This is a genomic window from Pseudomarimonas arenosa, assembly GCF_014841215.1.
In the GTDB taxonomy this organism is placed as follows: Bacteria; Pseudomonadota; Gammaproteobacteria; order Xanthomonadales; family Xanthomonadaceae; genus Pseudomarimonas; species Pseudomarimonas arenosa.
Genome location: NZ_JACYTR010000016.1, coordinates 84,770 through 98,060, shown reverse-complemented (window position 1 = coordinate 98,060; position 13,291 = coordinate 84,770). Strand labels below are relative to the sequence as shown.

The following is a 13,291-nucleotide window of genomic DNA, read 5'->3' as shown; positions in this document are numbered from 1 at the left end:
GCTACGCGGGACTGCGTCCCGATCTCGCCCAAGTGGGCCCACCACTTGGGCTCGTCGCGCCTTGCACTCGACGCAAAGTCCTCGGTGATCATCCGCGCCCCCTCATGAAATATCCGGGTTAGCCCCCACGCCACTCGGTTTGGCCGAGGGCGCGCTCAACCCGCGTTTCGATAATGATCCATCACCGGATACTTCCTCGCGTATAGCCCGAATACCCCTGCTGCCACAAAGGCGAAACCAGCGAAGAAGAACATCAGGAAGGCTGTTTCGCTCATGCCGGTGCTGGCAATCTGTGCCGTGACCGCTTCGTTGCGGACGGCCTCATTGGTGAGCAGTACCCAGAGATTGCCAAAGGTCACCGACAGCATCCAGAAGCTCATGATGCTGCCCTTCATCGAGGACGGCGCCTGGCTGTAGGCGAATTCCAGGCCGGTGGCCGAGACCAGCACTTCGCCAAAGGTGAGCAGGGCATAGGGCGCGATCTGCCAGGCCAAGGACACCGAATCACCACCGTCGATTGATAGCTGGATCAGACCGGCGACGACCCACGCCAGGCCGGAAAATGCGATGCCCAAGCCCATCCGGCGCAGCGCAGTGGGTTCGATGCCGACCCTGCGCAATGCTGGGTAAAGCACCAGGTTGTTGAACGGAATCAGCAACATCACCAGCAACGGATTCAAGGCCTGCATCTGCGCCGGCTGTTGCACCAGCCAGCTCGGCCACCACCAGCTATCGTGCGGAATGGTCATGGCATTGCCCTGCAGAATCCAGGTCGACGCCTTCTGATCGAACAGAGACCAGAACGGGGTCACCAGGGCGAATACGATCAGGATACGCAGCACGGCGCGCACGCCTTCCACGGCCTCCCGCGGGTGTTGCTGCAGGGCTCGATCAAGCTGCAGCCAGGTGCCGATGCCGCCGAACAGCATTACCAATCCGATGGCCGATACCAGGGCCGTCACCACACTGAGTTGCGGTGTGAAGTACAGCGTAACCAGGGCAAGAGCCGCACCCAGGTAGAAGCAAGCCAGTCCATAGACATGCGAACCGGGTGCAAACAGGGCCGTGCGCACCACGCGAATGAACGAATGAGGGTTAGGTGGCGACGGCGGCACATGCACGTACTTGTGGCGGCCGAGCCAGAAGATCAGCGTTGCCATCGCCATTAAAATGCCGGGAATGCCAAACGCCCAGGCCGGGCCCCAGGCGGCCAGAATGCGTGGCATCAGCAGCGAGGCGAAGAACGAGCCGAAATTGATTGTCCAGTAGAAGGCATCGTAGACCAGTTTGGCCTTGTGCTTGTTGGTCTGATCGAACTGATCGCCAACGAATGCGGAGACCAGTGGCTTGATACCGCCCGAACCCAAGGCAATCAGAAACAGGCCGAAATAGAAGCCGCTGCGGTTGCTTTCGAACAGCGCCAGGCAGAGATGGCCGACGCAGTAGACCAAGGACAACCACAATGTGGTGTTGTACTTGCCGAAGAAGCGATCGGAGATCCAGCCGCCCAGCAAGGGGAAGAAATACACGCCGATGACGAAGGAGTGGAATACGTCCTTGGCGATGCCGGCGCGCTCGGCCTCCGGGGCGTACAACAGCAGGCTGGTGATCAGGAACGGCGTGAGGATGTTGCGCATGCCGTAGAAGCTGAAGCGCTCACAGGCCTCGTTGCCGATGATGTACGGAATCTGCCGCGGCAGGCGGCCGCTGCTGGGTGTCGGCGCACCGTTCGGGTTCATTGTTTGGTTGCTTGCGCTCATCATCGAAGCCTTCCCCGGGAGGCCCGGAACTTTAGCAGACCGTGCCGGCGCCCGCGGCCGCGCGACTGTGGCCGGAAATCAGGCACTTGCACGCTTGGTCGGCCCGCTTGCCCTGCCTGGGACGCCCAGCCGTGACGACGAAACGAGTATTTCAGCAATCTGTTAGGTATTCTGGAAGGCATTTGCCGTCTCGCACCGCGGGAACGGTCAGCCGTATTCCCATCTTGATCCTGCCCATGAAAACCAGCGCCGACATCCGTACCGATTTCCTCGAATTCTTCCGCTCCAAGGGACACGCCGTGGTGCCGTCGGCGCCCCTGGTGCCGGGCAACGACCCCTCGCTGTTGTTCACTAATGCCGGCATGGTGCAGTTCAAGGACGTCTTCCTTGGCGGCGAGAAGCGCAGCTACAAGCGCGCCGCCTCATCACAGCGTTGTCTGCGCGCCGGCGGCAAGCACAATGACCTCGACTCGGTCGGCTACACCGCTCGCCACCACACCTTCTTCGAAATGCTGGGCAATTTCAGCTTTGGCGACTACTTCAAGAAGGATGCCATCGCCTACGCCTGGGAACTGCTCACTGCGGTGTGGAAAATCCCGGCCGACAAACTGTTGGTGACCATCTATCACAGCGACGACGAAGCCTTTGATATCTGGCACAAGGATATCGGGCTGCCGGCCGAGCGCATCATTCGCATCGGTGACAACAAGGGTGCGCCCTACGCCTCGGACAACTTCTGGCAGATGGCCGATACCGGCCCCTGCGGCCCCTGCAGCGAGATTTTCTACGATCACGGCGAGGGTATTCCGGGTGGTCCGCCGGGTTCGCCCGATGAAGACGGCGACCGCTTCATCGAGATCTGGAACAACGTGTTCATGCAGTTCGATCGTCAGCCCGATGGCACCCTCGTGCCGCTGCCGGCGCCCTGTGTCGACACCGGCATGGGCCTGGAGCGCATCTCGGCCGTGCTGCAGCATGTGCACAGCAATTACGAGATTGACCTGTTTCAGGCGCTGATCAAGGCGGCTAGCGAACTCACTGGCACCGCGGATCTCGAAAACAAGTCGCTGCGGGTGATCGCCGATCATATCCGCGCCTGTTCATTCCTGATCGTCGACGGTGTGTTGCCCAGCAACGAAGGGCGTGGTTATGTGCTGCGACGAATCATTCGCCGCGCCCTGCGTCATGGCTGGATGCTGGGGGTGCGCGGTGGCTTCTTCCATAAGATGGTGAAGCCACTGGTTCAGTTGATGGGCGAAGCGTATCCGGAACTGGCCGCCAAGCAGGATCTGGTGGCGCAGGCGCTGAAGGCCGAGGAAGAGCGCTTTGCCGAGACCCTCGATCAGGGCATGAAGATCTTCGATGAAGTGGCCAAGCGCAGCCAGGGCAGCATTCCTGGCGCCGATGCTTTCCGCCTCTACGACACCTACGGCTTTCCGGTCGATCTCACTGCCGACATCGCTCGCGAACGCGGCCTGACGGTGGATATGGCAGGCTTCGAGTCGGCGATGGAGCAGCAGCGCGAACGTGCCCGCGAAGCCAGCAAGTTCGCCTCGGCCGGTGTTCTGCCATCGGAGCTGGTGGCTAAGTTGCATCCGACCCAGTTCCTTGGCTATGAATCGTTGGAAGCGGATGGCTGCAAGGTGATGGCCCTGATGCGCGACGGTGTCGTTGTCGATCGCGTCGAGGCTGGGCAGCAAGCCGTCGTGGTGCTGGACAAGACACCGTTCTATGCGGAGAGCGGCGGTCAGGTGGGTGATCAGGGCGTGTTGCTCGATGCCAAACACGATCGCTTCCAGGTGCTCGATACACAGAAGCTGTCGGCTGCCTTTCATGGGCATGTGGGGTCGGTGCTGAGTGGCGCCATTGCCGTTGGTGATCTGATCTCCGCCCGTGTCGATGGCGAGCGCCGTCAGGCGACTATCCTCAATCACTCGGCGACGCATTTGCTGCACGCCGCGCTGCGCGAAGTGCTGGGCGAGCACGTGACACAAAAAGGGTCCCTGGTGGCGCCGGACCGGTTGCGTTTCGACTTTGCCCATTTCCAGCCGATCACGGCGGAACAGCTGGCGCAGATCGAAGATCGGGTGAATCAGCAGATTCGTGCCAATGCCGAGGCCGAAGTGCATCATATGGGCATGCAGGAAGCGCTCGATTTTGGCGCAATGGCACTGTTCGGTGAGAAATACGGCGAACACGTGCGTGTGCTGAAGATGGGCGATTTCTCGGTTGAGTTGTGCGGTGGTACGCACGTGCACCGGGCGGGCGATATCGGTCTGTTCAAGATTCTCTCCGAAGGAGGTATTTCGGCTGGGGTGCGCCGCATCGAGGCGGTCACCGGGCAGGGTGCCCTTGAACATGTGGCTTCGCTGGAGAGCCGGGTCGGTGATCTGGCCAGACTGACCGGCAGCTCCAACGCTGATCTGGTCGACAAGATCAAGCAGATCCTCGATCGACAGAAGAAACTGGAGAAAGAGCTGGAGGCGATCAAGGCCAAGCTGGCTGCCGGAGCCGCTGGCGATCTGGCCAGCACTGCCCAGGATATCGGCGGCATTCGCGTGGTAGCGGCCAAGCTGGAAGGCGCAGATCCAAAGTCGCTGCGCGACAGCGTGGATGTACTGAAGCAGAAGCTAGGCGATGCGGTGATCGTGCTGGCCGCCGGCAAGGATGGCAAGGCTTCGCTGGTGGCTGGCGTCAGCGGCGCGGCCTTGGGCAAATTGAAGGCCGGTGAGTTGGTCGGCAAGGTGGCGGCGCGCATCGGCGGCAAGGGCGGTGGTCGTCCGGATATGGCGCAGGGCGGCGGCGATGACAGCCCTGAGCTGTTGCAAGCCCTGAGTGAAGTGCCCGATTGGGTAAGTTCGGCGCTGAACTGAGGCTCATCAGGACGGGACGATGATTTCGGCCCGTCTTGGTTGCACTGCAGATTGCGAAGGCCGCGCACGCTCGGCTAGTATCGAGAACGAGTGGTCTCGGTCAGGAGATCGCGAAAGGGAGCGGGTGCCGAAACTGAGCGGCATCAGTATCGGGGCGGTGCATCGGGCGCCGAGCGAGGGAGACGCGACATGCTGATTCTGACCCGAAGGGTAGGGGAAACCCTGATGATTGGCGACCAGGTCACCGTGACGGTGCTGGGCGTCAAAGGTAATCAAGTACGTATTGGCATCAATGCGCCGAAAGACGTATCGGTGCATCGAGAAGAGATCTATCAACGCATTCGCCGCGATGATGAGCCGGCAGATGGCTCGTCCGGCGAACCAAGCGCTGAATCTTGAGTTAGACAACACCGGTCTCATCCATCAAGATGGTGGCTTGGGGTTTACCGGGAGCGCGTCTCCCGCTAGACTTCGCGTCCTGCCACATTCCGGCCCATGCCGGTGGCAGCGATCTGCCGAGATCGAAACAAAGAACGGAGAGTTGCCCGAGAGGCCGAAGGGGCTCCCCTGCTAAGGGAGTATAGGGTCAAAAGCTCTATCGAGGGTTCGAATCCCTCACTCTCCGCCACTTCCCCACGGGAAGTGGCGATTAGTTCGTGATTGCCGAGCAGGTTGCTTGCAAGCAACTTGGCGCTCGGTGCTGCGCGGAGCGATGCTCGGCAAACACTGCACGCCCGCCCCGCCGCGATCCAGCATGTAGGGCCCTGGCCCGCCGATGGCGGGGCGGGATGGCGGCGCTCAATGGCGGGCCAGGCTCGCACTACGTGAGATCGAAAAAATCTGTTGACGAAGTCGGGCGAGATCCACATAATTGCCGGCTCAACGCGCCCGTAGCTCAGTTGGATAGAGTACCAGGCTACGAACTTGGTGGTCGGGAGTTCGAATCTCTCCGGGCGCGCCATATACAGACAGAAGGCCGATGAGCAAGCTCATCGGCCTTCTGTCTTTCTGCGTTCGAGTTCGCTTTCCCGAGCCCCACTGCGGGCTGAACGCCAAGGGGCTCTAGTCCCTCCGGCACATGCCGGCATGCCTTCGCTCAGGCCAAATGCCGCCTCACTGCGCCCTTCGTTTCTCAGCGGCGCGGGCCGAACCCCATGATCAAGAGCCGCTCCATGAACAAGACGCTTGTCCTTTTGACTTTGTCGGCCGCCGTGCTTGTGGCCTGTGGCAAGGCAGCCGTACCCACTGACCTGCAGTCGGCCGAACCGCAGCCATTGCTGCTGGTGGAACAGGATGTATTGGTAGCCGAGGCCAGTGCGCTGTCGCAGGGGCCGGTGATCAGCGGTTCGCTGCAACCTGAACTACGGGCCGATCTGCGCGCCGAGGTGGCTGGAATCGTGCTCGATGTGTTGAAGGACAACGGCGACGAAGTGGCCAAGGGCGATGTGTTGTTGCGGCTCGACCCGACCGCGATTCGTGACAAGCTGCTGTCGGCGCAGGAAGCCGAGCGCGCTGCCAAGGTGGCGCTGGAGCAGAGCGAACGGCAGTTCAAACGCATGCAGTCGATGGTCAAGCAGGGAATGGTAGCGGTCGAAGCGGTGGAAACCGCCGAGGGCAAGCGCAATCAGGCCCAATCTGAACTGGCCTCGGCCCATGCTCGGGTGGTGGAGGCGCGGCAGCAACTGGAAAAGACCGAGGTCCGCGCGCCGTTTGCCGGTGTGGTCGGTTCGCGTACGGTGTCGCCCGGTGACACTGCCCAGGTTGGCATGCAACTGTTATCCGTGCTCGACATCGACACCATGCGGTTTGAGGGCATGGTAGCCGCCGATCAGATTGGCAAGGTCGAAACCGGGGCACCGGTTCGATTCCGCATCAACGGTTTTGCCGGCCAGGAGTTTGAAGGCCAGGTGCAGCGGGTGAACCCGGTGGCTAACGAAGCGACCCGGCAAGTGCAGGTGCTGGTGGCCCTGTCGCCGCAAGCCGCCGATCGTCTGGTCGCCGGCTTGTACGCCGAAGGCCGGATCGATGTCAGCAGTCGGCCGGCCATCATGCTGCCCGAGTCCAGCCTGCTGCGCGACGGCGATACTGCCTTCGTCTGGCAAGTGCTGGATGCCAACCTACGCCGGCAACAAGTGAGCCTGGGTGAACGCGATGCGCGCCTGGGGCGGGTCGAGATCACTTCGGGATTGAGCGCTGGCGACCGCGTACTGCGTCATCCGCTGGGGTCACTGAAAGACGGCGCGCCGGTTGAGTTTTCCGGCGATGCGCCTGCTGGCTCCGAACTGGCGACTGCGGCAGTCGGAGAGTAGTCCATGTTTCTGTCCGAGTTCAGTATCAAACGGCCGGTGGTGACCTTGGTGGTCACCATCGCCCTGATGGTGTTCGGCTACGCCGCGCTGACCCGCTTGAAGACCAACCAGACGCCGGATGTGCAGCCGCCGGTGCTGGTGGTCAGCATTCCGTATCCAGGCGCTTCACCGGAGACGGTGGAACGCGAGGTTATCAACCGCATCGAGGATTCGCTGTCGAGCATCTCCGGCATCCGCGATATCCGCGCCTACGCTCGAGATTCGGTCGGCACCATCGTGGTGATCTTCGAATTCGACAAGAACCTGATCGAGGCCTCGCAGGAGATTCGCGACAGCATCGCCACGGTGCGTGACAAGCTGCCGAGCGAAATGAAAGAACCTTACCTGCGCCGGGTCGACCCCTCGGCACAGCCGGTGATGAATATCGCCCTGTTCAGCGACAGCGTGTCGCATATGGAGCTGTCGCGTTTTGCCGATCAGGTGTTGGCGCGCGAGTTGCGCACCGTGCCTGGCGTGGCCCTGGTCGATCTCAATGGCGAGCAGATTCGCGAAATGACCGTGCAGCTGAAGAGCGCCGCCATGCGCCAGGCCAATGTGTCGGTGGCCGAGGTATTGGCCGCTCTGCGTGCGCAGAACCTGGCCGCGCCGGTTGGGCGGGTCGAGAGTGGGATGGAAGAGCAGAGCATTCGCCTGCTGGGCCGTCTGCGCGATGTGGCCGATTTCGAGAACGTGGTGGTGCGACGGCAGGGCGAGGCTGAAGTGCGCCTTGGCCAGGTGGCCAATATTGAGGATGGCCACGCCGAACAGCGCAGCTATTCGCTGTTCAACGGGCAGGGCTCGGTGGGTATTAGCGTGACCAAGTCGCGCGAAGCCAGCACGGTGTCGGTGACCGATGAACTGCTGACCAAGGTCGAACAGCTGCACCCGCAGCTGCCGAGTGGGGCGGAACTGCAGGTGGTGTTCAACGAGGGCGAATACGTACGCACCTCGTTGAACAATGTGATCGAGGCCCTGACCTTGGGCGCCTTGCTCACTGTGCTGACGGTGTACATCTTTCTCAATTCCTGGCGCTCCACCGTGATCACTGCGCTGGCCCTACCGACCTCGGTGCTGGCCGCCTTTATTGCAGTATGGGTGTGCGGATTCACCCTCAACTTCATGTCCTTGCTCGGCCTCAGCCTGGCGATCGGCGTGCTGATCGACGATGCCATCGTGGTACGCGAAAACATCGTGCGCCATATGGAGATGGGCAAGGACAAATACACCGCGGCGCGCGAAGGCACCAAGGAGATCGGTCTGGCGGTGATTGCCACCACCATGGCGATTATCGCGGTGTTTGTGCCGGTGGCTTTCATGGACGGCATGGCCGGGCAGTGGTTCAAGCCGTTTGGGCTGACCGTCGCTGCCTCGGTGCTGGTGTCGTTGTTCATCTCTTTCAGTCTTGATCCGATGCTGTCGGCCTATTGGGGCGATCCAGACGGCGAGGTCAAGCACCGTACCTTCGTCGGTCGTGGCCTGGAGCGCTTTAACGCCTGGTTTGACCGTCAATCCGAAGCCTATTCGCGGGTGATCGCCTGGGCCTTGCACCATCGCAAGTCGATGTGGAGTTTGGCGATTGCGGCCTTTCTCGGCGCCTTTGCCATGATCGCCACCCAGAGTGTCGGTTCTAGCTTCCTGCCCGATTCCGATAATGGCGCCATTCGCATTGACGTCACCGCGCCCTCCGGTTCCAGCCTGGCCTATACCCGGATCAAGGCCGAGCAGGCCGCTGCTATGGCGCGTGCGTTGCCGGAAACCGAATACACCCAGACCACGGTCGGCAGCGACGGCAATGTCAGCAAGGCCTCGATCATGGTCGAGTTCGTCGATCAGGATCAACGCTCACGCAGTGCCAAACAGATTGCTCAAGATCTGCGAGCCGATATCGCTCGCCTGGTAGGCGCCGAGTACACCGTCGCCGACGATCTCAACAACGGCGGGCAAAAGCCGCTGCAGATTCAGTTCCGCGGGCCCGATTCGCGCAAGCTCACCGAACTGGTCACTGCGTATATGGAAAAGCTGAAGCAGGTGCCGGGCGCGGTCGATGTCGGCTTGTCGACCCAGGAGCCGAAGCCGGAACTGCAGGTGGAGCTGGATCGTGGCCTGGCTTCCAGCCTGGGCATTTCGATGAGCGATGCCGCCACTGCGCTGCGGGTTGCCTTCGCTGGCGTGGAACTCGGTGATTGGATCGACCCGACCGGCGAAACCCGTAACGTGACAGTGCGGCTATCGCCCGAGGATCGCGCCCAAGCCAGCGACCTGGAAACCCTGCCGATCGTCAGCAAGGGCGATCAAGTGGTGCCGCTGAAGCAGGTGGCGACGATTAGCATGGGCTCGGGCCCGGCGGCGATCGAGCACTTCAATCGTGAGAATACGATTGCGGTCACCGCCAATGTGCAGGGCCGCAGCTTCGGTGAAGTGTTTGGTGAAGCGATGGCGCTGGCCCGCGGCATGGAGTTCCCGCCGGGTTATGACTTGGCGGTGGGCGGCGCCGGTCGCGATCAGGCCGAGGTGTTCGGCCGCATCCTCGGCGCGCTCGGCGTTGCCGTGTTGCTGATGTATCTGATCCTGGTCATGCAGTTTCACAGCTTCCTGACCCCGGTAGCGATCATGCTGTCTCTGCCGCTGTCCTTGATCGGCGTGGTGTTGGCGCTGAAGTTCACTGGCGCCACCTTGAACCTGATGAGCCTGATCGGTGTCGTCATGCTGATGGGACTGGTGGCTAAGAACGCCATCCTGCTGATCGACTTCGCCCGCAAGCGTGAGGCCGAGGGCATCGACCGCGATACTGCCTTGATCGAAGCCGGCAAGGCGCGTCTGCGGCCGATCTTGATGACCAGCTTTGCCCTGGTCGCCGGCATGCTGCCGGTGGCGATCGGGCTGGGTGAGGGCTCGGACTTCTACCGGCCGATGGGCATCGCCATTATCGGTGGCGTGATCACCTCGACCGTGTTGACCCTGCTTGTTGTGCCGACCTTCTACGACAGCCTGGAGACCCGGCGTGATCAGCTGTTTGCCTGGGGGCGGCGGGTGCTGCTGCGGCGTCAGGGGAAGTGGCAGATGCAGGCCGAGCCATCGGCCTGATTGGCTCGGCCTGCAAGGGCCAAGCGACGGCAGGGGCCAAGTTTCTCCCGGTCCGCGTAGCAGCGACCCCCAGATCAGACCCGAATACGGACCTGGACTGGAACGGGTTTGACTCCATTTACAGTCAATCGATCGACTTGCATGCTAAGGGCGTTGACAGCCCCCCCCCCCCATTCGACTACCGTCTGCCGCGGCGCGAATGGCGTCGGGTGAGGAAGTGAGAAATGGCTGGACGATCAAGGATGGCAAGAGTGAGAGCGATTGTCGTGGGTGTCGCCCTGACGGTTGCTGCTGCGCCAGCGTTTGCAGCGTGGGTTTCCGTTTGTATGGGAAACTATTGTCGCCACTGCAACACAGATACTGGCTTCTGCGTCGACTGCATTAACGGTAGTTGCCAGGTTGTAAAATAAGGCGGACTCTGCGTTAAGCCTGTGCCGACATACCGCCGTGTGTCGGCGCATTTACTCTCTTGGAACAGGACGCAAATGACCTTGCAACGCACATTGCAATTCTTGACTTTACTTTTGCTTTCAACGGTAGTTTTTCAGGTAGGAGCTCAGGAGAACGGCAAGCCACTGTCGCGAAGAGTGTTTCAGCTCATGTATGAGCCGATTGGGGGCGACTGGGTACCGCAAGTGTATGTCTTCAACTCGGCCGGCGTTTGCGTGGGCGTTTTTGGCCGCCCCGATCCTGCACTGATCGGAGCGCAGGTGGTGGAGGCCATCGAGAAGTCATCCAAAGCGTGCGAGCTCACCATCAGTGACGAATTTCCGGGAGCAGCACCGACTTCCAACAAGCAGGCGGTGGTTCAGATGATTGGTCTTGCGGGAGAAGCCGCAGGATTTTGCGAGAACTGCGCAAGAACCTATTCGGTGCTTGAGGCAGCGCTCAAGGGCGTTAGTGGCGTTCGTCTGGATAAACTTAACCTGGATCTTGCGGCAAAGGAACCCAACGCGTAGCGGAGCGACTATATGTCCAAGGTGGGACATCCGCAGAGTGATTGGACGTTTGCCTCGAAGTGGTTGCTCGAAGGCTCGTTTCTCGTCGCTTTTGCGCTCGCGTTCGCACTGGGGCTGTTGGCACTTGGCGCAGAGCGTTCTGTGCAACACATTACTCAAGGCATTCCCGACGCTTACGTGCTAACGAGAGTGCATCAGGTTCCCAGCGACGATGGCCCACTCATGATGCGGGTGGGATTTCCGACCGCCGATGCGCGAATCCTGTCTGAACGTGTAGGTCCGTCTGCTGAAGTCGGATTTGTCGGCATGGATTCGGTAGTCGCCGATTCCGCCGGTCGCCGTGTGGCGCTTGATGTGCTTGTTCTCTCGCCGGTTGCATTCGGACTTGTCGTGCCGGGCGGGTCTTGTCATGAATCTACCCTTTGGTTGGACGCGAGCATCGCGCATCGCTTGGTCGATCAGCCGATCTCCATCGGGACGTCCAGCTATCGGGGCGTAGCCACTGACTTGAGACGCACCCAGCAGTGGCTTGGCTTACCGGGACCTATTGCCGCGCTGTGCCGAGAACAGGGGCCGGTCGCTATAGCCGCAGTACTTGCACATGGAAGCGCGCTAACCGAGGCGACGTTGGCGTCGCTTGCGCAAGACCGCGCTTTGTTTTCTGGCGAGATGTTCGGAGTTCGACTCAAGTTCGACAAGCTCGATGCCTCGGTGAGGGCGGCCCTGGAGTCTCAATTCGCATGGGCGCAGGGGCTAGCGTGGGCAGCCCCGGTCTTGCTGTCCTTGCTGTTCGTGGCATGGGGAATTCTACAGGGCGTTTCTGTGCGACGGGCCAACATCCAACGACGCATCTTTGGTGCCAGTCGTGCCCAGCTGACCAGGAAGATGCTGGCCCGCGCGTTGGCCCGGGCGGCTCTGGCGTTAGTCTTGGCCAGCCTTGCACTTCAGCTTGCGGTAGGCTTGCAGGGAACTGGCGTACAAGCCGATCTTGATTGGGCAGCGATGGGTTGGCTATCGGTGTTAGCGGTAGTTTCGGCCCTGATCCCAGTCTGGACTATGTCGATTCGCCGGGTTGATTCGGATCTGCGCGAGGCAATGGGTGGCACCCACGTGACGGCGGCGATGCGACCCTATATGTTGCTGTGGGCGGTCAGCCTGGCTGCGTCGATGGTCGCGGTCACGCTGGCAGCTTCGATTGCGCTTCATGCCCGGAATGTGCTGAACACCGATCTGGGGTATCAGCCCGAGGGCCTCGCTACCTTGCCGGTCCGGGTCGACCAGGATGACGATCTGCGGCGCATGCAGGCGGAAGTGCTGCAAAGCGCCTACAACGAGGGTGCTGACGTCGCCAGCCTGATCTGCTTTCCTCCGTGGGAGTTCTCAGGTCACAGCGCAGTAATTGGCAATGACTCAACGATTGGAGCCGGCATGGGGGCAGGACCTTCAATCCTGAAGACGCTGCAAGTTCGTGCGTTCACCGGCCGTGACTTCGAGTCGTTCGACATGGGAGTCCCGGTCATGATGATGCAGGGCAAGGATGATGTCGTCAGCGTGATGTCGCGCTCCAGGGCCAACCTGATCGCCCGCATTGACGGACTGATGGTCGGAGCGCTGAGGCCAGAGTCACGTCTCCTGAGCATTCAGCCGATCGCGGCGCTGGATTGCCGCAGTTTTGCCGTGCTTGCGCGAGGTCTCGATATCTCCACCGCAGGCCTGAGGGCCTTTTCCGAGCGCGTGGCGAGTTCCTTCCCAGAAATTGCCGTAGGTGAAGCCACCCTAGTGTCGAAGCTGATTTCAACCGCGCGTCAGCCGTTGAGCCATTTAGCTTGGTTCCTGATCACCGCAGCGTTGCTGGCGGCCGGCCAACAGCTTCTGGTTTCGATTGCCGTTGCGCGCGCATTCTTGACCGCGCACGTAAAGGAGCTTGCTCTGCGGCAGGCGCTCGGCGAGCGTCCGGCAACGGCCGCCACTCGACTGGCCACAAAGGCGTTGCCCTCGGTGCTGATCGCCGCACTTACGGGAATACTGCTAGCCGTCGCTTTGCAGCGGTTCATCGCAGCCGCCGTCTTCGAGTTTGCGCCACTGTCCTGGACCCTCCTACTTGCGCTCTGCGCGGCCATCGTGGCGACAGCGATTTTCGCGCTTTGGTCAATCGCCACACTAAGGGTTGCCAATATGCCTCTGCTGCGCGCCCTTGCTGAATGACACAGTGGCCAGCGGTGCTTGCTACGACCATGCGACCGGGTGGGCCGAGAAAGGATGTCCTG

7 protein-coding genes and 2 tRNA genes are annotated in these 13,291 nt (G+C 61.2%); 8 read left to right on the top strand and 1 reads right to left on the bottom strand.

From position 1 onward, the window contains the following. Positions 1 to 155: 155 nt before the first annotated feature. Positions 156 to 1,739 (bottom strand): POT-type proton-dependent oligopeptide transporter, encoded by a 1,584-nt coding sequence (locus IFO71_RS10085; protein ID WP_192029503.1) that lies wholly within the window; start codon positions 1,737 to 1,739, stop codon positions 156 to 158. A gap of 257 nt (positions 1,740 to 1,996) precedes the next feature. On the opposite strand from IFO71_RS10085, the gene alaS reads away from it, so the two are divergent. From alaS to IFO71_RS10045, 8 genes are all read left to right on the top strand, one after another. After that, entirely contained in the window at positions 1,997 to 4,633 is a 2,637-nt protein-coding gene (gene alaS / locus IFO71_RS10080) for an alanine--tRNA ligase (RefSeq protein WP_192029502.1), read from the top strand. Between the two features lie 189 nt (positions 4,634 to 4,822). Further along, the gene (gene csrA, locus IFO71_RS10075) at positions 4,823 to 5,032 is read left to right on the top strand and encodes a carbon storage regulator CsrA (protein ID WP_192029501.1); all 210 of its coding nucleotides are present in this window, start codon (positions 4,823 to 4,825) and stop codon (positions 5,030 to 5,032) included. Between the two features lie 136 nt (positions 5,033 to 5,168). Further along, a tRNA-Ser gene (locus tag IFO71_RS10070) sits at positions 5,169 to 5,261 on the top strand. Between the two features lie 256 nt (positions 5,262 to 5,517). Beyond that, positions 5,518 to 5,594 (top strand) — tRNA-Arg (locus IFO71_RS10065). Between the two features lie 211 nt (positions 5,595 to 5,805). Further along, positions 5,806 to 6,942: an efflux RND transporter periplasmic adaptor subunit gene (locus tag IFO71_RS10060; RefSeq protein ID WP_192029500.1), complete on the top strand. Its 1,137-nt coding sequence runs from the start codon at positions 5,806 to 5,808 to the stop codon at positions 6,940 to 6,942. 3 nt (positions 6,943 to 6,945) lie between these two features. Then, complete coding sequence (locus IFO71_RS10055) at positions 6,946 to 10,065, top strand: efflux RND transporter permease subunit (protein WP_192029499.1); 3,120 nt, start codon at positions 6,946 to 6,948, stop codon at positions 10,063 to 10,065. A 485-nt stretch (positions 10,066 to 10,550) separates the two neighbouring features. Then, entirely contained in the window at positions 10,551 to 11,024 is a 474-nt protein-coding gene (locus IFO71_RS10050; protein WP_192029498.1) for a hypothetical protein, read from the top strand. Between the two features lie 12 nt (positions 11,025 to 11,036). Then, positions 11,037 to 13,229: an ADOP family protein gene (locus IFO71_RS10045; protein WP_192029497.1), complete on the top strand. Its 2,193-nt coding sequence runs from the start codon at positions 11,037 to 11,039 to the stop codon at positions 13,227 to 13,229. Positions 13,230 to 13,291 lie beyond the last annotated feature (62 nt).

What these genes read in the sequence shown, in the direction of transcription:
- IFO71_RS10085 (WP_192029503.1), bottom strand. Translation starts at nt 1,739, where the DNA reads ATGAACCCGAACGGTGCGCCGACACCCAGCAGCGGCCGCCTGCCGCGG.
- alaS (WP_192029502.1), top strand. Translation starts at nt 1,997, where the DNA reads ATGAAAACCAGCGCCGACATCCGTACCGATTTCCTCGAATTCTTCCGC.
- csrA (WP_192029501.1), top strand. Translation starts at nt 4,823, where the DNA reads ATGCTGATTCTGACCCGAAGGGTAGGGGAAACCCTGATGATTGGCGAC.
- IFO71_RS10060 (WP_192029500.1), top strand. Translation starts at nt 5,806, where the DNA reads ATGAACAAGACGCTTGTCCTTTTGACTTTGTCGGCCGCCGTGCTTGTG.
- IFO71_RS10055 (WP_192029499.1), top strand. Translation starts at nt 6,946, where the DNA reads ATGTTTCTGTCCGAGTTCAGTATCAAACGGCCGGTGGTGACCTTGGTG.
- IFO71_RS10050 (WP_192029498.1), top strand. Translation starts at nt 10,551, where the DNA reads ATGACCTTGCAACGCACATTGCAATTCTTGACTTTACTTTTGCTTTCA.
- IFO71_RS10045 (WP_192029497.1), top strand. Translation starts at nt 11,037, where the DNA reads ATGTCCAAGGTGGGACATCCGCAGAGTGATTGGACGTTTGCCTCGAAG.